We start from the raw sequence: 22,083 nt of genomic DNA, 5'->3' as shown, positions 1-22,083 counted from the left end.
AATTTTTGAAAAAAATTCAATAAATAGATTTATTTATGTTTCCGGCTGTAAAAAGCGCTATGGAATTTACATCTTCTATAGGACTGATTTTTACAGAGGGGGGACCCAGCTTGCAGACTCAGGCAACCGTGAGTAAGGAAAAAGAGAACACTTCCGCTCACCAAAAACCATACAGAACGCAACTGACATACACGAAACCAGCGGCTGCGCGGCAGCCGGACCCGGTGGAGATTATCCGGCGTATCCGCAAGAACCCGGCTTCGTTGACGCGGGAGGATCAGATGGCGCTCCAGCGGACCCTGGGCAACCGCGCCGTTGTTAAGTTGTTATCCGAGCTGAAGAAGAACGGCAAGAAAGAGGAGAAGACGGATAACGAGGCAGACGGAAAGCAGGAGGGGAAGGAACCAGGAGGTCTGGATAAGGCCGGCGAGAGTCAGGGGGCTCAGGGGGCACAGCCGAATCAACCTGCACAATCCGAACAACCCTTACAACCTGCACAGGTAGAAGAGACGCCGGTGGTTAAGGTGGAGCAGCGGGCGAGTGAGCCGCAGAAGCAGAGCCAGGGTGTGGAACAGTCGGCGGTGAAACAGAGCAGCTTTGTTCTTGAGCAGCAGCCGATTCAGAAGGCGAAGCCTAGCGGGGGAGTAATGGGTTTTCTAAAGAAGAATCTTCTGGAAAGCTCTGTAACCGGGAAAGCTTCACCTGGAAGTGAGGAAGGCACTAGGAATTCGGCTGCTGGGCAATTGGATGGGGAAGGTAAAGCTGCAGCGGCTCAGCAGAAGAATGAAGCGGGAGCCACTTCGAAAGCTGCGGGCGGCGGGAATGTACCAGCGGCGGAGTCGGCTGAAGTGCAGTCAGCGGATGAGAAGGACAGCAAGGCTGGCGAGGGCGCAAAGGGCAGCAAGGAAGTGAAGGGTGGCAAGGGAAGCAAGGACGCCAAGGAAACCCAGGAAGCGGAAGGTAAGGAGGGCAAGGCTGGCAAAGGGGGGAAGGGCGCTAAAGACGCCTCGGAGAAAGCTGAAAAAGGCGAGCAAGCCGCGTCAAAGGAGCCTTCACTAGGAGATGCCCTCGGCGCTATAGCCGGGGACGGCAAGGAAACCCCGGTCAAAGCCAAGAAGGTCAACATTCGCGGCGAAGATCCGGGGCAAATCCTGGATCAGCTCACCCAGGTTCAGCCTACCGAGATGGGCGACGCGTATGCCCAGGCCGTGGAGGTTTCCGCAGGAGCTTTTGAAAAGCAGAAGCAGAAGACCAAGCAATCCCTCCCGGCGATTCCCGCGCCGACAGGACTGAAAGGGAAGGTGCTGCAAGCCCGGAAAAAACCGGTGCCGCTGAAGCACTCTGCTCCAGAGAGCTATAAGAGTGAGCGGTCCGGGGGAGCAGCAGCTCCGGGGAACCTCGAACGCATGAACATCGGCTCCTCCGGCCCGGACGGAAATCCCGAAGCCATCATGAGTGAAATCCGTTCCGCCGCAGCCCAGCCGCCCGGCATCAGCATGACCGGCGAAGCCGATCCCTCCCAAGTGGAGGGCTTCAGCCAGGAAGCGTCTCAGCAAGTAGGCGCGGCAAAGCAGGCGGAGATGGGCCAGATCAACAATCCGTTCGGTGAAAATGACATCTATCCCGAACCGGATGGCTCGACCCTGAAAGCCAATGCAGAGCTGCAAGGCGGCAACAGCCCCGCCGCCAAAAAGCTGCCGGGTCTGGCGATTCCAGGAGAGATGACCGCAGGCCTCAACAAGACGCTTGCCCCGGAAATGAATAAGCAGCTCGGTGCCAAACAGGCCGAATACAATAAAGAAAAAGAAAAATTCGACAGCAAAGTTATGCTCTCCAAAGCTGACAGCCACTCGCAAATCCAGCAGGCGGAAGCCGAAGCCAAGGAACAGCAGCTCAGCCAGCAGGCCGGTGCAAAGGCTGAAGTGGACAACCTAAGGGGCGAGTGGAAGAGTGAACTGGATGCTGCAGAAGCCGACTATGCCGGGCAAGCCGGGGCAGCAGCCCAGCAGAAGAAAAGCGAAATCAACACCGTGCGCACCGAAAAAGAACGCGAAGCCCAAAAGCGGCAGTCCGAAGCCGAACAAGAAGCCACGACCGCCTACAGCAAAGCCAAAAAAGAGGCCGACGGAAAACATGAAGAAGAAAAAGCCAAGGAAGAGAAAAAAGGCGGCTTCCTCGGCTGGGTGAAAGACAAGCTCGAAGCAGTGGTTGAAGTCGTCAAGAAAGCCGTCAACTTCATTTTTGAGGGTCTGAGAAAAGCGGTTAAGTTTATTTTTGAAAAAGCGAAACAAGCGGTGCTAGGTATCATCGAGCTGGGCCGCAAGCTGATCACCACCCTGATCAAAGGACTGGGAACCCTGCTCAAAAAGCTGGTCTCAGTAGTCTTTGCCAAATTCCCGGGCATTGCAGCCAAAATCTGCAGCAAAATTGACGGCGTCGTGAACAAAGCGGTCAAAGCCGTCAACCAGCTCGCACAAAAACTCAAAACGAAAGTCACCCAAGTCATGGACTTCCTGGCCACCAAAGTGGATCAGGCCTTGGCTGTGGTGCAGAACTTCTACACGAAATTGATCTCCACCTTGGGCAACCTCCTGATCGCCGTGTTCCTCGATGTGATGGAACGGATCGGGGCGCTCGGCAAGGCGGCAAAGCGGTCATTCAGCCATTTGGAAGGCAAGATGTGGGAGTATCTGCTGGGAGTGGATATCTCGAAGCCGCTGGGCGCTGGTGCAGCAGAAGGCGGAGCAGCAGAGCAGGCCCAGGAAGCAGGAGAACCGCAACCGGAAGAGAAGCTTACCGCAGACGACATCGAAATGGAATCGGTCGAAGAGGGCGAAATGGACCCTGAGCTGGTCCAGGAAGCAAATCTCAAAGACGGAGGAAGCAAGCAGCTTCCGGGCAGCAGCGACCCGCATACGATGGATAGCATCATGGCGGATTTTGATACCGGAAAAGCGGACCAGAGCCTCGGAGGCAAAATCGCAGACGGCGTATCGCTGCGGGCAAACAATGCCAAAATGGTGTTTGACCAGATAAAAACATATGTAATAAAATGGATGAAGAGTAATGGATTGAAGCTTTTGGCTGCGGTCATCGGGATATTGGTTGGCGTTGTTGTCGCAGAGATCCTCACGGGTGGAGCCATCACGGCAGCTCTTCCGCTCCTGATGAATATTTTAATGACCGTCATGGAAGCGCAGGCGATTGTATCCGTAGCGCAGACACTGGCAGAGGCCTCTGTCCACATTGGCACTTACCTCAGCCAAGGCTGGCAAAAGCTGATCGAACCGGCGGCAATTGCACTGGCAACGGCGATGGCGATGGGCCTGGTCGAGCTGGCGATGGAGCTGGGCTTCAAGGGCCTCGGCAAGGGGCTCAAGAAGACCGGACAAGCCGTGAAGAAAAGCGCAGCGGCAACGGCCAAAGGTGTGAAGAAAGTAGCTGGCGCAGGAGCCAAGGGCATCAAGAGCCTATTGAAAACCGGAGCGAAGCTTGCCTCTAAGAGCGGCAGCATGATCATCCAGAGCGGCAAAATCGTGATCAAGAGCCTGCAAAAAGGGCTCATGAAGGGGGCTAAGAAGCTCAAGGGCCTGCTTGACCGGATTCTTGCGAAGTTCAAGTTCAAGAAGTTTAAGCTGGAGCGTAAGGGGAAACATATCCGTCTGTATGGTGAGGTTAATCCTTGGGTGCTGCTTGCGGACGGAACGATCCGGGATGTTGATGAAAAAGAGTTGAAGCAGCTTGAACTCGATGGCAAGAAACCGATCACCCTTAGCGATGCGGAGTTAGAAAAACTCAATAAATTAGATAAGGATCAGAGAGTAAAAGTCTCCGAGGAAGCGGATGGAGATAAGAGTAAAATAGATTTTGATAATGTGGGGAACCCTAGCAAGGTTGTCGAAATTACTCTTACTTACGATAAAAAAATGCCAAAACGTGAATTTGAGAAAAAAGCTGGCGAACTGAAGAAACTAGGCGAGCAGGGTTTATTATTTAAATCACAAAATCCTGTATCCCGAAATCCTGCTGTTACTAGAGAATATCGTCAGGACATGATAAAAAGGATTTGGAGTCAATATGGTCAAACTAATCCTGCATTTGGAAAGAAACTAATAGATAGAATAACGAAACGTATGCAGCCAGATCATATATGGGAGTTACAGTTAGGTGGACCTGATATTGTTGGGAATTTGAAATTTTTAGACTCCTACACGAACTGGAATATTGGCAGTATGCAAATAAGACCTCAAATTAGAGATCTACCAACTGGTACTAAGATAAAAGTAAATATTGTTATGGGGGAATAATATGTATGGATAGCCACTTGAAATCAATAATCGAAAAGGTTAAAAAAAAATTGGTAAATGAACCGGATAGTATAATCATTGGCGAATTAAATCAGGGGAATATTTCAATTAAACCTAACGAAGATCACCTTAAAGACTACTTTGATTTTTTAAGTGAAGTTGATGGTGCCAGATGTGGAGCAATTGACATTTGGTCGTATGATGAACTTGCTGAACATCAATTCCGTGTATCAGATTACTTGGAAGAAAAGGAGGATGACAAATGGATAGAAATTGGTCAAGTTTTATATGAACCTTTATTCATCAATGCAAATTCTGGACGGGTTCTCTGTTTCAAGCAAGGCTATCCACTCAGCGAGGGACAGTCTTTAGGAGATTTTAATTACTTTTTGCTTAATTATGTTTTTGGTCGAAAATACGCAGAACTAGTGCCTGATTCTCACTTGGAGTACTGGTATCAGTTCCTCGTAAAGATAAAAATTGTCTGAAATTAGTTTATAACTCAACCTTGTGGAGTAAGGGGATAAACGAAGGAGTGTCAAAAAATGATGTGTTTTCCAGTGAATAAAAAGAAAATTTTAAAATGACGATACATGATGCAGTTTTTGGTGAACTTGATTATGAATTTGGTTGGGTAAGGAACACGACCATTGAGTTTTGTGGAAAAGAAGCTGAGATAGCATTGATGGTAGATGGTGAAAAGGAAGGAGGATTTTTAGAAAAATAATATGCAGCACATAACGCATTTTTGCAAAATTGGGCAAAATTCCAACAAAGTATCTTGCAACCCATATTGGAGTATTACGAAGAAAAGTGGCATGAACTTGGTTATGATATTGAGTTTAATGAAAATTACCCATTAATTGAAACAACCGATCAACTACTCGCTAGAATAAGTTTAGTTGGAATTACTGTTCCAAATTTGAAACGTTTGGAGGGCAGATACATTGGGCTATCCTTTGACTGTACATGGGATGAAGAAAATGGGTTAGGTCTTCGTCTTATAGATGAAAAAGTCATCGAAGTAGGATACCAGGATGTTGCGATCGGAATGCTTAGGTTAAGAACTCCTCTTAAACAATGAAACTCTTATAACGCTAGTATGTTACATTCAACAGGTTTGATTATGGTCAGGGGCTACCATGATCAAACCTGTTTTTTTTATTTTCGGATTATTCCTTTTTATGGAAAAAAATTATATTAGGTTTATGGATTGAAGCTTTTGGCTTTTGTAGCAAAGGACCAAGAACAGATTCAGAAATATCACGTATGGAAGGACAGATAAATAAAGATATAGAACTTTTCAATTTAGGAGAAGCTAATCCACATTGGCATTTTGATCATGATCCGACAGTGTCACCTGAAATGAAGCCTTTACTTGATAAATTAACAAACGCAGGTATACCTTGGACATTTGGTCCCAATAAACCATTTTAGATAATTGGAGGATCACTATGGGGCAAACTTTTAGTAAGGATATGGAAGAAACACTTGGTGTAACTGTTGCAACGGCAGGGTTCAAAGTAACTCCACCATTAATTTCTGAAGATGATTATTGTGTATTTGTAAAACGCTATAATGAAAAAATTGCGCTATATATTAAGTGTACGGATAATCGAGCGCAGGGGGGCGACGTGGTAATAGCTCTCTGGATAGCACCGGTCGAATTTCCTGATGATAGAATAGAAGTCCTTAATATTGGGTTTAAGATCGTTGTTTATTCCGACTATGAAGTCTCTGATGAAATCATATACTCAGTGGGACAAAAACTTGTTGAACTAAGTAGCAATATAACAAGTTTAGCTGTCTCAGTAGAGAGGGATATGGCTAATCCTTTCATAGTAAATAAACGCACAAAATTCTATTTCTATTCAAGGGAGATGTACGATAAACTTTGTGCAGCTAAAGAATATTCGGAAGCATTTGAAGAATTGAGATCTGTAACTAGAAAATGTATAGAGAACAATGCATCATTTGATAAATTAGGGGAGGATTATTTCTCCGATGCACTATCATCTTTGAAATCTCAAGAAAAAGGCAGGTTACTAGCTTGTGCTTTATATGCAGAAATGTTGATACAATAATTATCTGAATGAAAATTTAATGATAAATAATCACAATAATTGGAATATGAAACAAAATTACTACAAGTTGAGGTGCTTGTTGACGAAAGAATTCCATCAAAAGAAAGATTTATAAAGTATTATTCCTAAGAAGTGAGAACAGAAAGTGTGAAGATGTGGATATGAAAGTTAAGTAACACTGCTACAAGACAGGTCGATTACAGTCCAATGACTGAATAATCGGCCTGTCTTTTTCTTTCTTCTAGCTCTCCCAAAACTTCCTTCCTCATCCAGTTGTAAACCCTCACCCCAAACTTACTTTATATATGAACGAGAAAATATAGAGTGAGGACATAAACGGGCGATGAAATTCAAAAAACTTGCCAGAACCTTTCGTCAGGAAACGCCGAAAGCCGAGTGTATGGAAGAAGCTCGACGCCCCTTGAAGCAAGATCTTTCGCAGACTTATGAGATGGAGCTTGCTTCGGATCGGAGCGCCGAACATGCTGTGGATCAGGCAAATAAGCATGCTGCGAATCCGGCGGCTGCCCCCACTCCTGATCAAGCCAATGCAAGCACCGATGCAAGCGAAGCAGCCGATTCAACGGCCGCTCATTCCCCAGTTCCCGAGGCTGTGCCCGAAGACGAGGGGAGCGAATCCGCCCAGCCCTACACCTCCAGCCATGAGCATCTGGCGGAGGAATTGCGGCGGCTGGATTTGCAGCTTCTGCTGCAAATACTTGCGGAGCCGCAGATGGACTCCGAACTGGCCCTGATGGACAGTGAGATCCGCAGTTTGCTGGATGCTGAGGCAACAGGGGAGGAGGATAGCAGTCTCCTGACTGCAAAGCTCGGCCTGCTAGAGCTGCGCATCGCAGCCAGGCTGGAGGCTAGCAGCCGGCAAGGGATCAAGCTGCCGCTCCTGCAGTTGGCCTCCAAGCTGAAGCTGTCGCAGCTCGAAATGCGGTGCATTATCGCTTGCCTCGCGCCTGAGCTGGACCGGAAGTATGAGCGCATTTACGCCTTTCTGCAGAATGATATGTCGGATATGCGCCCTTCCGTGGATTTAATCCTGCAATTGTTTACTCAGACGGAGGAAGAGCGGCTCGCGGCCCGTCTGCTGTTCGATGCAAATGCACCGCTGATGAAGCTCCTGCTGGAACGGAAGGGGGAATACGGCGACAGCCGCATCCCGCTTCTGGCCAGACCGCTTAAGCTGGAGGATTGGACAGTGAATGCGCTGCTGGGCTATGAGGTGCTCGATGAGCGTCTGGCGAAGGTGGCCGGCCTCAATCCCCTGGCGATCCCGGAACAGACGGGGCAGCCGGATGAAACGGAGCAGCGCATGCTCCGGTTTGTGAAGCACTACAGCAGCAGGATGGAACGAAGGAGCGGCAGTCTCCTGTACTGCAGTGGGCCGGATGAAGCCGGGAAGCTTAGCTCGGTCAAGGCGGTCTGCGGCCAGCTTGGCGTTTCGCTGCTGGTGGTCGAGATGGACAAGCTGCTGCAACCCGAGGCGGATTACAGCGAAATGCTGCGCCTGCTCGGAAGGCACACGCTTCTTATGACAACGGCGCTCTGCATTACGGGCTTCGACAGCATCGTGTCGGAGGATGACCGCTACAAGCTGAAAATCCGGATGCTGGTGGACATGCTGGAGACTTACGCACCGCTGACTTTCATCCTTGGAGAATCGGAATGGGGAATAAGCTTGACCGGGTTCAGTCTGAATTTCATCCAGGTTGATTTTCCTTTCCCGGATGCTGCGGCCCGCAAGCAGTCTTGGGCAACCTTCAGTCAGGACTACAAGCTGTCACCGCAGATCAACATGGCAGATCTCAGCGGCAGCTTCCGCTTTACCTCCGGGCAGATCCGGGCCGCGTTGACCGGAGGCGAGAATATCGCCGTCTGGAACGGTTCCGGCAGCGGAGAGGTTAATACGAAGGAGCTGTACCAGGCGTGCTACTTCCAATCCAGCCGCAAAATTCAGGCGCTGGCCACGAAGATCCGCGCGGCCTATACCTGGGACATGCTGGTGCTTCCGGGCGAGCAGATGAGCCAGCTGCGGGAGATTTGCCACCAGGTGAAGTACCGCTCGCTGGTCTATGGAGAGTGGGGCTTCGCAGGACGGCTGTCACTGGGCAAGGGGCTGAACATTCTGTTTTCCGGCCCGCCGGGATCGGGGAAGACAATGGCTGCCGAGGTAATCGCAACAGAGCTGAACCTGGAAATCTACAAAATTGATGTTTCACAGATTGTGAGCAAGTACATCGGGGAGACGGAGAAGAATCTTTCGCGGATTTTCGAGGAAGCGGAAACCTCCAATGCGATTCTCTTTTTTGATGAGGCGGATGCCTTGTTCGGCAAACGCTCCGAGGTCAAGGATGCGCATGACCGGTATGCAAATGTGGAGATCAGCTATCTGCTGCAGAAGATGGAGGAGTATACGGGGATCGTCATCCTGGCTACGAATCTCAATCAGAACCTGGACGATGCCTTTGCGCGCAGGCTGCATTTCAAGCTGGAGTTCCCGTTCCCGGAAAAGAACCAGCGCGGGCTGATCTGGCGGGGCATGTTCCCGCAGGGAGCGCCGCTTGATCCTGACATGGATTACGATTTCATGGCGGACAAGTTCATCCTTGCCGGAGGCAATATCAAGAACATTGCACTGAATGCCGCTTTTTATGCCGCGCATGAGGGCTGCCCCATCGGGATGAAGCAGATCATGCTCGCAGCCAAACGGGAATATCTCAAGCTGGGCAAAACCTTTTTGCAATCCGATTATGCTCCCTACCACAAACTGATTGAGGTGAAATAAGCATGGCCGTGGACACCGGTACGGTAATAAGAGATGTCAGTACGAGCCTCAAGGCTCTGCTGAAGGCACACGTGCCGGAGCTGAATGACGACAGCTTCATCAGCTTCGGCTCTCCAAGCGACATTGACAGCTCAACGATGAAGCTCTCGATGTGCTTGTACTATTTAAGCCACAGCCCAAGCATGCGCAACAGTGAGAAGGAAGAGATTAGCGGCACGAACGAGTTCCATTACCCGCCTGCCTATCTCGATTTGTATTATCTGCTCACCCCGTATGCCAAGGACAGAGAGACTGAGCAGCTCATCCTGGGCAGAATCTTTCAATTGTTTCATGAGCATCCGGTGCTCAGCGGATCTGACCTGACCGGCAACCTTGCCGCATGCGGCAACGAGAAAATCAGGATATCCTACAACAATCTCACGATTCAGGATATCAAGCAGCTATGGGAGGTCTTTCCCGGCAAGCCTGCGAAGGTGAGCCTGTCCTATCTGGTATCACCGGTAAGGCTGCCGGCTGACAAGACTATCAAGATTCCGCGGGTTCAGGTAAGGGATCTGGGCATCCACCCCATTTAAATAGAATGGCCCAGGCTTCTTCTTTGAAGGGAGTGATTCATGGAAGGAATAAGCTCATCTGCAAGGCAACCCGAATCAGCGGATTTTCCGCAAATCTATAGCGTATGCTTCCGAAGCGAGTTTTGTACGAAGCGGAATCCGCGAAGTGATGCTAACAAAAATAAGCGTATGCTTCCGAAGCCAGTTTTGTACGAAGAGAACTCATAGAAGCATCTGCTAACAAAACTTTTAGGAGGGTAAGAGATGGCAAATTATTCATCGCCAGGAGTGTATGTGGAGGAAGTCTCAAGCGGTGTCAAGCCGATTGCCGGCGTGGGCACATCTGTGGGGGCTTTTGTAGGGATTGCGGAAAAAGGTGTGATCGGAAAAGCGGTGCTGGTCACGAACTGGAGCCAATTCGTAAACGAGTTCGGCCAATTTATTCCGAACGGCTATTTGGCCTATGCCGTGTATAACTTTTTCGCCGAAGGAGGCACCTCCTGCTATGTGGTAAGAGCGGCAGCTAAAGACATTCAGCCAGCTTCTCTTACGATCAGAGACACAGACAACCTGGATCTGTTCAAGGTGGTTGCACGCTCGGAGGGGAATTGGGGCAACCGGATTTCGGTTAAGATCAGCCAGTCCTCCAACAAGCAGCAATTCGGCTTCAAAATGGTTGTGCAGTATTTGCTCGACAGTGAATTCGATGATGAATACACCGGGGAAGACGAAGACGGCAAAATCGTCGAGGTTTTCGATAATATGCTGCTGATCAATTTCGAGGAGAAGATCAATCAGGTGTCCGCTTTTGTCAAAGTAAAGCCGCTGGTTGACCTGACCATTCTGGAGAATATGGAGAAAACACCGGCCTTCAACACAGCGGCCTTGTCGCTTAGCGGCGGCGTGAACGGGATGAACCCGATTGATTTCCTCGGCGATTCTGTTGGCCGGACCGGTATCCATGCGTTCGATACGATTGACGACATCAATATTGTTGCGGCTCCTGACCTTGCGGATATGCCATATAGCCGGGGCACCATCCTGGATATGCTCAATTATTGCAAGCTGAGAAAGGACTGCATCTTCATCGTTGACCCTCCGCATGGGCTGAGCCCAATGGAAGTCAAGGATTTCAAGGAAGGCGCAGGCAATTATTCGGGCAACTCGTTCAACACCTCTTACGGTGCTCTGTACTACCCTTGGGTGTATATCAATGATCCGCTTACCGGCAAGCAAAAGCTCGTGCCGCCGTCAGGCGCCGTTGCCGGGACTTACGCTTATGTGGATTCTGTACGCGGTGTTCATAAAGCGCCGGCAGGCACAACGGACGGTTATCTCGATTCCGTCGTTGGCATTGAGAAGGTCATCACCAAAGCGGAGCAGGAGCTGCTCAATCCCGACGGCATCAACGTGATCCGTTCCCTGCCGGAAGGCATCTGCGTATGGGGAGCCAGAACCCTGTCCTCCGATTCCGAATGGAATTATGTCAACGTTCGGCGTCTGATGATGTACATTGAGGAATCGCTGGACGAGGGCAGCCAATGGGTTGTTTTTGAACCGAATGATCCAAGCCTCTGGGGCAAGGTGAAGCGTAACCTGACGGCCTTCCTGACCCGTGTCTGGAGAGACGGCGCTTTGTATGGAACTACGCAGGAAGAAGCCTTTTTCGTCAAAGTGGATGAGGAGAACAATCCTCCGGCAGTACGGGATGTAGGCCAGCTTATCATTGAAGTCGGCGTAGCACCGGTCAAACCTGCTGAATTCGTAATCATTCGGGTCAGCCAGAAAACCCTGTCCAAATAAAAGATTGAGAGGAGAATGATCCTATGGCAACCGGCAAAAGATTGGACCCATACCGCAATTACCGTTTCCGGGTCGTTATTGATGGCATTCAAACCGCGGCATTCGCGGATGCGACGATTCCGGATACTTCCACAGAAGCTGTGGATTACCGCGAGGGCATAGATGCTCCGCATGCACGCAAGCTGTCAGGACTGACTAAATTCGGGAACATTACCCTGAAAAAAGGCCTGACCGACTCCCTGGAGCTCTACAACTGGCGTAAGTCGATTGAAGACAAGGGAGCCCTTAAGAACCGCAAGAGCTTGTCGATTATCCTGGTCGATGAGGAAGGCAACGACAAGGCGCAGTGGGATATCCTCGAAGCCTGGCCGATCAAGTACGATGTCAGCGCATTAAGCGCGAAAGGGAACGAGGTTTCTGTCGAATCTATGGAGCTTGTGCATGAAGGTGTGCGCCGGGTGAAATAGTCTTCGTCCATCGTCACAATGAATTTGATGCGATACTCCAAAACATGAGACGGAAGGTATGCGATCAAATTCAGATGCTGATGATGCTGTCCGGGAAAGGCGAACACATTATATAGGTTGAACTAAAGAAAACATAAATAGGGTAGAAGTGCGGAGGGGAAGTTTGGATACTTACGGAGCGAACGCGTCCGCCTTTGTCTTCAAATTTCATCCGCTAAAGGCGGTATGAATCAAGAAATTTGAAGACAACAGCGGCCGGAAGTCCAAACATTCCCCGCAGTTACGACCAGACCCCATTATGAAAATCTAAAGTTCAACTTATATAGAACTATCTGAGTAGAAGCGAGGGATATCATGGAACTTTTGCAGACTGAATTCAGCTTTACGCTACCCAAAGGGTACGTGGATGAAGCAGGCACACTGCATAAACAGGGTACGATGCGCCTGGCGACAGCCGCAGATGAAATTACGCCGCTCCGGGATTCCCGGGTCCAGCAGAACCCTGCGTACTTGACCGTCATCCTGCTCTCCAGAGTCGTAACCGGCCTGGGAGGGCTTAAGATGATTACACCGCGGGTAATCGAAGAGCTGTATACTTCCGATTTTGCCTATTTGCAGGATATGTATAACCGGATTAACCAGAACGGCGCAAATACGGTACATGCAAAATGCCCTAAATGCGAGCAGCCGTTTGACATTGAAATGGAATCTCTGGGGGAATAGTCGGCTACCCTCTCGACCGCCTCTATGAGGAGGTAGCCTTTCTAACCTACTATCTGCACTGGGACTATACAGCGGTGCTGAACCTGGAGCATTCCGAACGGGGCCGCTGGTGCAAGGAAGTCAGCAAAATCAACCAGAAGCTGAGCGGCGGGGAAGACAAGAAGGACTTCTTTGAGGCTTAGGAGGATAACATGAAGGCACAAAACATATTGAATATCGGAGCGAAACGGAACTGGGTTCCCGGATACAGGGAAGACCCCTATCTTGCCTTTAATTTTATTGTGGAGATTGACGGGATTTCTGTTGGCGGATTTACCGATGTTTCAGGCCTGAGCATTGAGACGCAGGTGGAGCGCAAAAACTTCGGCGGGGAGAATCATAAGGAGTTCGTCTTCCTCAGCCAGACCAAATTTTCTGACCTGACGCTGAAGAACGGAGTCACGAACGACGACTTTCTCTGGAATTGGTATCAAAATGTGATCAACGGCGTGATCAAGCGGCGCAGCGGCTCCATCTGTCTGCTGGACCAGTCCGGCACGCCCAAGGTGTGGTGGAACTTTATCGAGGCCTGTCCCATTAAGTGGGAAGGACCGGCCTTCAGTGCAAGCAGCAGCTCGGTTGCTGTCGAGAGTCTGGTTCTAACCCATAACGGGCTGTACAGGTACAGATAATGAAACAGAGCATCCGGGCGCATATTCCACTGGCGGATCGGAAGAGGCTGGACTTTGTACAAGGCATCCTAGGGAAGTATGGCTTAACGAGATGGCGGCGGCAATTTCAGAGCTTGATCCTGCTGCGGTACCCTTTGCTGCCGGCAGAGCCGGCTGCTGTGAAGCCCTCTGACGTGATTGTTAACAATATTAGCTCTCACACAGAAAAGCATATCTATCATTCTATTTACCATCCGGTGATGCAGACCCTTACACTGCAGAAGTCACCAAATCTTATGTTGAAAATAAACCCTGACAGCATCGTTACCCGAATTTCTACCGGGAGCTTGTCTGTCCTTCCGCCGAATGCAGGCGGTGATAAGGGAGACAGCAAACTGATCTACAGCAGCCCTCACCCGGCTGAGGCACTGGAGGAGAGAGTCAGGGAGTATAGAAGATCAGGACAGAATCGGCTGGCCGATTCCTACCCGCCGCTTCATTCCGGCCTTAGGGAACCGCAAGCGCTGAAGGATCTGGCGGCCGTAAGGAATCCCGAGGTGACCGGTGATTTCCGGCGGTTTGTTCCTCCGCTGAAGTCAGCCTTGGCAGATAGAGCGGCAGAAGCGGCTAACGGAACAGGGAGCGAACTTCAGCTACAGCAGTTTAAGCTGCCCCGGCTGCGGGAATCCATTGCTGACAACGCTCCGCAGCATTTGCCAACTGCCTATCGCCAGCTTCAGGCTCTACGGATCTACAGTCTGATTAATGGTCCTAAGGCTTCTTCCACAGCTCGGCCTCTGGCGCTGAATCAGGAAGTGCAAGCTGCACGGTCTGAAAAGGCTGAAAGGGCTGGACTGGCTGGACTGACTGGGCCTCCATTAATGGCACTGAAGCATATTACCAAAGAGGCAGTCTCAGGCTCTGCCGGGACCGCTGTGGGAACACAGCATAGCACTCCATCAACAGCCTTCGTGCCAAGTCCGGGGCTCCAGTCTTCGCCAGGTCCTAGCCTTAAGCTGGCCCTTGGCCGGAGAATTGAGGCGGCACTGGAACATATGGAGGCCACGCCAAGCCAGAGGGAGGCGCAGCAGCAGGGGACTGTAGTAGCGCCCAAACTGCTCCCGCAGTTGAAGGAGCGGATGATTCTGCAGTTGTCGGTTCCACAAGAGCCGCAAGAACTGCAAGAACCGCAGGAGCCACAATTGCCGCAGGCTGCCGCTTTGCGGCACACTCCAGCCATGATGAACAGCGCTGCCCGGCTGACGGAAGCTTACGGGCGGTACGCTAATGTTCTGAAGTCAGGCCGGCAGATCACAACCGCCCCGGAGCAAGCGGATAGCCTTCAGCTCCCTAGCCAGCCGCGCAGCCTGATTCTGCGCAAGCCTGAACCAAGAACGGCAGTGCCTTCAGCGCCGGAACACTCGCACACGGAAGATGTCCTCCGGGAGCAGGCTGTCCAGCCCCCGGCCCATTCTCCCGTTCAAGCAAAGGCTCCCGCTACAAAACTGGACGCGGCAGAATTGAACCAGCTCGCAGAGCGGGTCTATCAGGTGCTCGAAAAGAGAATAGCCATTCGAAAAGATCGGAGGGGGCTTAGATAATGGCGGAGAAAGCGAAAATTATCCCCCTGGATATGGGCGGCGGAGCCATTGAGGTGATGTTCAACCCCAATGAGTACACCGTTTCGTTTGAAGGCAAATATACCGGGGAGAAAAACAACAAGCAGTTTCAAATTACCGAAACGCCTGAATTCAAGGTTTCTTTATTCTATGACACATATGAAAAACGCACGGATGTGCGCAAGAAAACCAAGCTGCTGACCTCACTGCTTGATCCCAAGGTTAGCGGCAAGAGTACGAAAAAGCCGCCGGTCTGCATGTTCGTCTGGGGCGGCTTCACCTACCGTGGCCTACTGAGCAAAATTGAACAGAAATTCACGATGTTCATGGAGAACGGGACACCTGTGCGTTCCTTGCTGGACGTAACGTTCATCACGGATGAGCCGGACAAGACGGTGGAGGACAGCCAAGGGCTTAATGCTTGCCGGAAGCTGTGGGTGGTCAAGAGCGGCGACCGGCTGGATCTGATTGCAAACGAAGCGCTGAAGGATCCGCTGATGTGGCGCAGAATCGCCGAGCTGAACAAGATCGTCAATCCCATCGGTTTTCCTGGAAAAAATGATGTCGGGAGGACCTTGGTCATCCCGGATTAAGGCGGGGGTTACATGAGCACCAGCGTTGCGAATTACAAGATTGAGCTGAATGGAAGCAAGCTTTCCCAAGAGCTGACGGCAGCGGTGGAGGGCGTCACGCTGGAGGATGAAATCAATCTGCCGGCTTTATTTTCCATCCAGATGAATATGGTCAATTCCGGCAGCGGCATGTGGCGGGGAACTGATCTCAAGAGCATCAAGCCGGGGGATAAAGTGAAGCTATCGCTTGGGCTGGACAAAACCCAGCCGCTCATCAGCGGGGAGGTCACTTCCCTGGATCTGAATTTCTCCGAGCATTCCGTGGTGGAGATCCGCGGATATGACCTGCTTCACAGGCTCCGCATGGGGACAAGAAGCAAAGCTTTTTTGAAGAAAAAGGACAGTGACATCGCTTCGGAAATCGCCAAAGAGCATGGACTGACGCCAGTGGTCGATGATACGGGGACCGTATATCCCTACATATTCCAGAACAATCAGAGCAATTACGAGTTCCTGCTGGAAAGGGCGGCCATGCTGGATTATGAGCTCTATGTGGACGACAAGAAGCTGTATTATGTCAAGTCGCGGGCCGGGAAAGCTCCTGAGCTGCCTGAGATGAGCTTTAAGAAGGATTTTGAACGGCTGAACCTGGAGCTGCGGGCGCTGACACGCGGAAGCAAGGTGAAGATCAGAGGCTGGGACGTCAAGGAGAAGAAGGAGCTGGAGGCCGAAGCCAAGACCGGGGATGAGAAGGCCAAGATGGGCGGGACAGAGTCCGGGTTCGCGCTGAGCGCGAAAGCCATCGAGGAATCGCCGATTGCCATCATGGCCGAGAATCTGCTGGATATGAGCGAGGCCAAAACACTGGCATCCGCCGCGTACAACAGCCGTCTCCGCGACTTCATCGCCGGGGAAGGCATGTGCTGGGGAAATCCGCAGCTTAGAGCCGGTCAGACGGTGAAGCTGATGGGACTCGGCGACCGCTTCAGCGGCATTTATTACATTGTCTCCACGGTTCACAAGATAGACAGCAAAGGCTACACAACGACATTTAAGGTAAAGAGGACTGGCCTATGAATGAAGGACCCGGAATTTCAAATTTTACCGACAGCATCATTAATGAAGGACGGATCTACGGGGTCATGGTGGGGATTGTCACAAGCAATGATTCTGCTAACAATGCGGATAAGCCGGGGCCTGGACGGGTGAAGGTGAAGATCCCGCTGATGGGCATGCCGGAATCCAATTGGGCGCGGATGGCCTCCTGGATGGCAGGGAAGGAGCGGGGAGCTTTTTTTCTGCCGGAGGTGGATGATGAGGTGCTGGTGGCTTTTGAGAACGGTGATGTCAACCGGCCTTATGTAATCGGCTCTTTGTGGAACGGCAAGGATACCCCTCCCGAAACGAACAAAGACGGCAAGAACAACATCCGAACGATTAAATCGCGCAGCGGTCATGTGCTGGAATTTGACGATACAGGGGGGAAAGAGAAAATAACGCTCACCTCCTCCAAAGGGCATGTCATCCAGCTCGATGATAAAAGCGGTGCAGAGCAGATCAGGATCGCCGACAAATCAGGCAAAAACAAAATCGTCATAGATATCAAAGCGAATAAGCTGTCGATCCTGTCAGATCAGGATATCGACATTTCCGCGCCCAAGGGCAAGCTGTCCTTCTCCGCCAAAAATATTGAAATGAAATCATCGGCAGCGACCAAAATCGAAGCCTCGGCGGGGATGGATGTCAAAGCATCGGGCAGCATGACCCTCAAAGGGGCCACAGTGAATATCAATTAGCGAGGAGAACTGACACATGGGACAACCTGCCGCGAAAAAAGGGGACCGTATTCTTGCCACGGATACGCACATCGTTATGCTTCCTGCCGGTTCCGCCCTCGTTCCGACGCCCTTGCCCCATCCGTTTACGGGGATTCTGGACGGTGCGCTAAGCGGCAATGTCAATATTATGGGACAGCCGGCAGCTACCGTGGACTCCACAGCCACAAATACACCGGCCCATGTCCCGCAGGGAGGCCCCTTTCAGAAGCCTCCGAAGAATCAGGGGAAAATCATAGCCGGAAGCGCAACAGTAAAAATCAATGGAAAAATGGCCGCCAGAAACAGCGATCCGGCGCTAACCTGCAATGATCCGGCTGACCTGCCTGTCGGCAAGGTGGTTGCGGCGGGGACGGTCTTAATAGGAGGCTGAATTATGGAAGTCGTTGATTTTTTGGGACGGGGGTGGAAATTTCCCTTCTCTGTCCAAAGAGGCAGTATCAATAATTCAGATGGAGAAGACTCCATCAAGGAGTCAATCATTCTGATTTTATCCACCTCCCGGGGTGAGCGTGTAATGAGGCCCGATTTTGGCTGCAGGCTGAACGAGCTTGTCTTTGCGCCAAATACGATGAGTACCGCCACATTGCTCAGAAGCTACATTCAAGAAGCGCTGCTGAACTGGGAGCCGCGGATTGAAGTGGAGGATATTACAGTTACGCCACGCTCTGATCTGTCGGAGCTGGAAGTGTCCATCGACTATTCGATCAGGGCCAGCAACAGCAAGTACAATCTGGTCTATCCATTCTTCCTTGAAAGCGTGGGGAAATAATGCCGAACATTGTGCCTACTATTGACAAGCGGAATCAGGAGCAGCTGGTTCCGGAGCTGAGACGCTTAATTCATCAATACTGCAGCAAAGAATGGACGGATCTGACGGAGCTGGAAGCGGATAAGAAGGTGGACGCCCTGGTCCATATTTTTACGGGCATGATGGGAAAAGTCATTGACCGTTTGAACAAGGCGCCTGAGAAAAACTTCATTTCCTTCCTGAATCTGATCGGCATTCATCCTACACCCCCGAGAGCCGCCAAAGCCCCCCTGCTGTTTAAGCTGAAGCCCGATTCGGACAAAATCAGCACGATTCCGGCAGGGACCAAGGTATCGGCACAGCCGGAGACCGGAGCCGAGGTGATTTTTGAAACCGAGAAGGATTTGACGGTCATCCAGCCCCGTCTCGTCAGAGCCGTCAGTCTTGATCCCGGGGAAGACCGGTGGAGCAATCAGGATTTTCTGTTCGCTGAGGAGCGCTCCGGCAAAAACGCCAAATTGTTCACAGGAGATTCCACAGTGGTTCACAGGCTGTATCTGGGCCATTCGCAATTGCTGGGCTTCGAGGAGGCGGGCAGCCGCTTGTCGGTGTACTTTAACAAGCCTGAAGCTGCTGCGTCCGCGAAGGCGGAAGGGGACACCGAACAGCGCAGCCCGCTGCTGGATATGAACTGGTTCATCTTCGATGATCAGGGGAACGCCGTCCGGCAGAAGCCGGATTATATCCGGGAGACAGCAGATACCGCATGGAGGGCTGTTTTTCAATTCGATCATCTGTCCGGGGTTCATTCCAAAGCCATTTCCGGTTATGAACGCGGGGAGGAGCTGCGGTCCTGGACGAACAAATGGATATTTGCCGAGCTGCAAACTTCGATCACCAAAGCTGGCCTGATGCCGGATATCGAGGACATCCGCATGGAGCTGAGCGTGGTCAGCCCGGCTCCATTATTGCCCGATTTGGCTGTGAACAATGGAACGCTGCTGGAAATGGGCAAGGATTATTATCCCTTTGGCGAAAAGCCCAAAGTAAATGACACGTTCTACATCGCCTGCAATGAGGCTTTTTCCAAGGCGGATTCAGAGATTTCGCTTAAGATTGAGCTGTCCGAGCCGGAAATCAGCAAGCTGCCGGATACCCCCTATGTCAAGCTGGGCTGGGAGTATTGGAACGGAAGCGAATGGCTCGCTATTAACAGCCTGCATGAAGAGAACAGTGGAAATGCTGGGAATTCAGAAGCCGCTGCTGCCCGCGTATCCTGCTTAACCACAAGCGGGACCCTCAGCTTCCGGTGCCCGGGGATGCGGCCGCTTACGATTAACGGTGAAGAACGCCACTGGCTTCGCGTCCGCATCACCGGCGGGAATTACGGTGAGGATGCGAAATATGAATACCAGGATGAAGCGGTCAAGCTTGGCGAGGCCAGCATCAATGTGGCCCAGCTCAAGGTGACGCAAGCGACCTACGCGCCGCCCTCGATCCGCAAACTCAGCATAACCTACAGCTATACGCTGGAGGCGCACCCTGAAATGGTGCTCACGGAGAACAATTTCAGCTTTGCGGATAAGACGGCTGAATGCATGGAGCCGGGTCAATACTTCAAGCCCTTTTATCCTTGTGCCGAGGTGGAGCCGACGTTTTATCTTGCTTTTGACCGTGATATCAGCAATCTGCCGGTGTCGCTCTTTTTCCCGTTGACAGGGGAGCAGCTCGGGCACCCGATCGTGGCCTGGGAGTATTGGGAGGGCAGACGGTGGATGACGCTTAGTGTCAATGACGAGATCAGAGGTTTTACCAGAAGAGAGATTCTGCAGTTTGCCGTTCCCGCGGATATCGAGAAGCGTCCGCTGTTCGGAACAGAGCATTACTGGATTCGCGCCCGTCTGGACGAAGGGGATTTTGAAATTCCGCCGCAGGTGGATGCGATCTCCGCAAATGCGGTGTGGGCCCGCAATTCCAATTCGATTGCCGGCGAGATTCCCGGCTCCAGCAACGGCGAAGAGAACCAGACATTCCAGTTATCCAAAACGCCGGTATTGCCCGGCCAGCTTCTCAGCATCCGTGAGACCTCGGGGCAAGGAGAATGGGTGCGCTGGGAGGAAGTCGATGCCTTCTCCATGTCGGCATCCGGCAGCAGGCACTATATGATGGACCGCAGCAGCGGAACGATTATTTTCGGGGATGGCAAGAACGGCATGATCCCGCCGACCGGAATCGACAATATCAAGTGCGATTACAAGCATGGGGGCGGAGCCACGGGGAATGTGGCGGCTGGAACCATTACGAAGATATGGGACAGCTTCAGTTGGCTGGATTCCGTGACCAATCCGGTGGCGGCGGATGGCGGCTTTGACCAGGAAGAAGCGGAGCAGGCGGAAATTCGCGGCCCGCATACGCTGAAAAGCTGGGACAGAGGTGTAACCGCCGAGGATATGGAGTGGCTGGTGCGGGAAGCGATGCCGCAGATTGCCAAAGTAAAATGCCTCAGCGCCATGAACAGCGACCTGGAATTTGTTCCCGGTACAGCCACGATGATTGTCGTGCCGGAGACAAACGATCCGAAGCCGGTTCCCAGCCAGGAGCTGCTCAGTGAGATTGAAGCTTACCTGTGCGAACGGACCTCAGCGATTCTGGACACCAATGTGCCGGGAATCCAGGTGATGGGCCCGGATTATGTCCGCGTCGGAGTGGAAGCAAATGTAACCTTCACCTCAGTGGATCAGCGGAAGGTTGCGGAAGGCCGGATTATTGATAATCTGAAGCAGTTCTTTCATCCACTGTATGGAGGCGACGGAAATACGGGCTGGGATTTAGGCAAACACCTGTATGTGTCCGAGGTCTATGCCGTGATTAAGAATACTCTCGGTGTCGACTTTGTCTCCGGAATTGCCATCAAAGCTTCGGTGCAGTGCTTTACTGTAAGCCTTGAACCCTTAGAGAGCGGCCCTTATAAACCTCTGGCAGCTTATCCGAAATACAGTGCGGTCAGATCCGACGACAACTCCATCCTCTATGCCCTTGGGGAAAAAATTGAGGCCGGAAGCAGTGTGAAGACACTGGTGCTGAAGGGCTTCAAGGAGAAGGAATTCATCAGGCTCCGCTACAGAAGCTATACTCCGGTAGAGCTGATAGTGGTATCCATTGACGGTGACATTCTGGAATGCCGGACCAAGGATGAGGAACCGCTGGAGCGGAGCTATCCCGAAGGCAGCGATTTGGAGTTTGACATTACCGAGGATTTGACGCTCCGTACCTACATTCTAAATGAGGTCTCAGCGGGTTCGGTTTCATTTTTTGTAAAAATCGCAGTGTTTGAGCCAAAGGACATTGTGTACCTAAGCCGGACCGATGAGTATGTCAACACTACGCCGCTCAAAATTCATGAAGTCAGCGCGGAAAATATTTATCTTGAGTCAAATGAGCTAATCTATGGCGGGACTCATTTCATTAACAAGCCGGACGAGCTGGTCTTTCCTTATTTATTGGACAAGAATGCGAACCGCATTCACGATCTGACCGGCACTACGACAGACTGCAAGCTTGCGTCGATCATGAAGGAAGACCGGAAATATTTGACCGAGCTGACCGCAGCACCGGAAACGGCAACCCGTTGCCTGTATTGTTTTGCCAATAATTAACACATAAGTTGAACTTAAAAAATTCACTATAAGGTGAAGTGCGGAGGGGAAATTTGGAACTGGAGGAGCGAATGCGTCCGCCTGAAAGCTTTCCGCAGGAAAGCTCGCTTCGGAAGCATAGGCAGTCTACGGATTTCATCCGCTACAAGCGGTATAAATCAAGAAATCTGTAGACGGGCAGCGGCCGGAAGTCCAAATGTTCCCCGCAGTACGACCGACCTTAAAATTAATAACTAAAGTTCAACTTATGATCACAGAAAGGAGG

17 protein-coding genes and 1 pseudogene are annotated in these 22,083 nt (G+C 51.3%); all 18 read left to right on the top strand.

Features of this window, described 5'->3' with window-relative positions:
- Positions 1-110 precede the first annotated feature (110 nt).
- The 18 genes and pseudogenes from ACX1DY_RS28325 to ACX1DY_RS28240 all read left to right on the top strand — a co-directional run bounded on the left by ACX1DY_RS28325 (position 111) and on the right by ACX1DY_RS28240 (position 21,818).
- Positions 111-4,307: an HNH endonuclease gene (locus ACX1DY_RS28325; protein WP_458967465.1), complete on the top strand. Its 4,197-nt coding sequence runs from the start codon at positions 111-113 to the stop codon at positions 4,305-4,307.
- A 5-nt stretch (positions 4,308-4,312) separates the two neighbouring features.
- Complete coding sequence (locus ACX1DY_RS28320) at positions 4,313-4,795, top strand: hypothetical protein (RefSeq protein WP_458967464.1); 483 nt, start codon at positions 4,313-4,315, stop codon at positions 4,793-4,795.
- A gap of 95 nt (positions 4,796-4,890) precedes the next feature.
- Positions 4,891-5,391, top strand: a pseudogene (locus ACX1DY_RS28315) (DUF2004 domain-containing protein).
- 370 nt (positions 5,392-5,761) lie between these two features.
- Positions 5,762-6,391: a hypothetical protein gene (locus ACX1DY_RS28310; RefSeq protein WP_458967463.1), complete on the top strand. Its 630-nt coding sequence runs from the start codon at positions 5,762-5,764 to the stop codon at positions 6,389-6,391.
- A gap of 343 nt (positions 6,392-6,734) precedes the next feature.
- Positions 6,735-9,188 (top strand): ATP-binding protein, encoded by a 2,454-nt coding sequence (locus ACX1DY_RS28305; RefSeq protein WP_458967462.1) that lies wholly within the window; start codon positions 6,735-6,737, stop codon positions 9,186-9,188.
- 2 nt (positions 9,189-9,190) lie between these two features.
- Positions 9,191-9,763, top strand: coding sequence for a DUF4255 domain-containing protein (locus ACX1DY_RS28300; protein ID WP_458967461.1), 573 nt, complete (start codon positions 9,191-9,193; stop codon positions 9,761-9,763).
- A 243-nt stretch (positions 9,764-10,006) separates the two neighbouring features.
- Entirely contained in the window at positions 10,007-11,545 is a 1,539-nt protein-coding gene (locus ACX1DY_RS28295) for a phage tail sheath family protein (protein ID WP_458967460.1), read from the top strand.
- A 23-nt stretch (positions 11,546-11,568) separates the two neighbouring features.
- Positions 11,569-12,012: a phage tail protein gene (locus tag ACX1DY_RS28290; protein WP_019910188.1), complete on the top strand. Its 444-nt coding sequence runs from the start codon at positions 11,569-11,571 to the stop codon at positions 12,010-12,012.
- Positions 12,013-12,366: 354 nt separating this feature from the next.
- Positions 12,367-12,735, top strand: coding sequence for a hypothetical protein (locus ACX1DY_RS28285; RefSeq protein ID WP_019910189.1), 369 nt, complete (start codon positions 12,367-12,369; stop codon positions 12,733-12,735).
- Positions 12,720-12,917 (top strand): DUF6760 family protein, encoded by a 198-nt coding sequence (locus tag ACX1DY_RS28280; RefSeq protein WP_458967481.1) that lies wholly within the window; start codon positions 12,720-12,722, stop codon positions 12,915-12,917. The genes ACX1DY_RS28285 and ACX1DY_RS28280 overlap by 16 nt, the downstream gene beginning before the upstream one ends.
- Positions 12,918-12,926: 9 nt before the next feature.
- A complete protein-coding gene (locus ACX1DY_RS28275; RefSeq protein ID WP_458967459.1) occupies positions 12,927-13,406 on the top strand; it encodes a phage tail protein in 480 nt (159 codons plus the stop codon).
- A complete protein-coding gene (locus ACX1DY_RS28270; protein WP_458967458.1) occupies positions 13,406-14,986 on the top strand; it encodes a hypothetical protein in 1,581 nt (526 codons plus the stop codon). Before ACX1DY_RS28275 ends, ACX1DY_RS28270 begins: the two co-directional genes overlap by 1 nt.
- Entirely contained in the window at positions 14,986-15,597 is a 612-nt protein-coding gene (locus ACX1DY_RS28265; RefSeq protein ID WP_019910194.1) for a CIS tube protein, read from the top strand. The genes ACX1DY_RS28270 and ACX1DY_RS28265 overlap by 1 nt, the downstream gene beginning before the upstream one ends.
- 12 nt (positions 15,598-15,609) lie before the next feature.
- Positions 15,610-16,653, top strand: a complete 1,044-nt coding sequence (locus ACX1DY_RS28260; RefSeq protein WP_458967457.1) for a phage late control D family protein — start codon at positions 15,610-15,612, stop codon at positions 16,651-16,653.
- Positions 16,650-17,372 (top strand): phage baseplate assembly protein V, encoded by a 723-nt coding sequence (locus tag ACX1DY_RS28255; protein WP_458967456.1) that lies wholly within the window; start codon positions 16,650-16,652, stop codon positions 17,370-17,372. Before ACX1DY_RS28260 ends, ACX1DY_RS28255 begins: the two co-directional genes overlap by 4 nt.
- 16 nt (positions 17,373-17,388) lie before the next feature.
- Positions 17,389-17,784 (top strand): PAAR domain-containing protein, encoded by a 396-nt coding sequence (locus ACX1DY_RS28250; protein WP_458967455.1) that lies wholly within the window; start codon positions 17,389-17,391, stop codon positions 17,782-17,784.
- A 3-nt stretch (positions 17,785-17,787) separates the two neighbouring features.
- Positions 17,788-18,183, top strand: coding sequence for a GPW/gp25 family protein (locus ACX1DY_RS28245; RefSeq protein ID WP_458967454.1), 396 nt, complete (start codon positions 17,788-17,790; stop codon positions 18,181-18,183).
- Complete coding sequence (locus tag ACX1DY_RS28240; protein WP_458967453.1) at positions 18,183-21,818, top strand: putative baseplate assembly protein; 3,636 nt, start codon at positions 18,183-18,185, stop codon at positions 21,816-21,818. Before ACX1DY_RS28245 ends, ACX1DY_RS28240 begins: the two co-directional genes overlap by 1 nt.
- Positions 21,819-22,083: the final 265 nt, after the last annotated feature.

The organism is Paenibacillus sp. BAC0078 (genome assembly GCF_054483875.1).
The sequence above is the reverse complement of the archived record's forward strand: the minus strand, read 5'-3'. Positions and strand labels throughout refer to the sequence as shown.

What these genes read in the sequence shown, in the direction of transcription:
- ACX1DY_RS28320 (WP_458967464.1), top strand. Translation starts at nt 4,313, where the DNA reads ATGGATAGCCACTTGAAATCAATAATCGAAAAGGTTAAAAAAAAATTG.
- ACX1DY_RS28310 (WP_458967463.1), top strand. Translation starts at nt 5,762, where the DNA reads ATGGGGCAAACTTTTAGTAAGGATATGGAAGAAACACTTGGTGTAACT.
- ACX1DY_RS28305 (WP_458967462.1), top strand. Translation starts at nt 6,735, where the DNA reads ATGAAATTCAAAAAACTTGCCAGAACCTTTCGTCAGGAAACGCCGAAA.
- ACX1DY_RS28300 (WP_458967461.1), top strand. Translation starts at nt 9,191, where the DNA reads ATGGCCGTGGACACCGGTACGGTAATAAGAGATGTCAGTACGAGCCTC.
- ACX1DY_RS28295 (WP_458967460.1), top strand. Translation starts at nt 10,007, where the DNA reads ATGGCAAATTATTCATCGCCAGGAGTGTATGTGGAGGAAGTCTCAAGC.
- ACX1DY_RS28290 (WP_019910188.1), top strand. Translation starts at nt 11,569, where the DNA reads ATGGCAACCGGCAAAAGATTGGACCCATACCGCAATTACCGTTTCCGG.
- ACX1DY_RS28285 (WP_019910189.1), top strand. Translation starts at nt 12,367, where the DNA reads ATGGAACTTTTGCAGACTGAATTCAGCTTTACGCTACCCAAAGGGTAC.
- ACX1DY_RS28275 (WP_458967459.1), top strand. Translation starts at nt 12,927, where the DNA reads ATGAAGGCACAAAACATATTGAATATCGGAGCGAAACGGAACTGGGTT.
- ACX1DY_RS28270 (WP_458967458.1), top strand. Translation starts at nt 13,406, where the DNA reads ATGAAACAGAGCATCCGGGCGCATATTCCACTGGCGGATCGGAAGAGG.
- ACX1DY_RS28265 (WP_019910194.1), top strand. Translation starts at nt 14,986, where the DNA reads ATGGCGGAGAAAGCGAAAATTATCCCCCTGGATATGGGCGGCGGAGCC.
- ACX1DY_RS28260 (WP_458967457.1), top strand. Translation starts at nt 15,610, where the DNA reads ATGAGCACCAGCGTTGCGAATTACAAGATTGAGCTGAATGGAAGCAAG.
- ACX1DY_RS28255 (WP_458967456.1), top strand. Translation starts at nt 16,650, where the DNA reads ATGAATGAAGGACCCGGAATTTCAAATTTTACCGACAGCATCATTAAT.
- ACX1DY_RS28250 (WP_458967455.1), top strand. Translation starts at nt 17,389, where the DNA reads ATGGGACAACCTGCCGCGAAAAAAGGGGACCGTATTCTTGCCACGGAT.
- ACX1DY_RS28245 (WP_458967454.1), top strand. Translation starts at nt 17,788, where the DNA reads ATGGAAGTCGTTGATTTTTTGGGACGGGGGTGGAAATTTCCCTTCTCT.
- ACX1DY_RS28240 (WP_458967453.1), top strand. Translation starts at nt 18,183, where the DNA reads ATGCCGAACATTGTGCCTACTATTGACAAGCGGAATCAGGAGCAGCTG.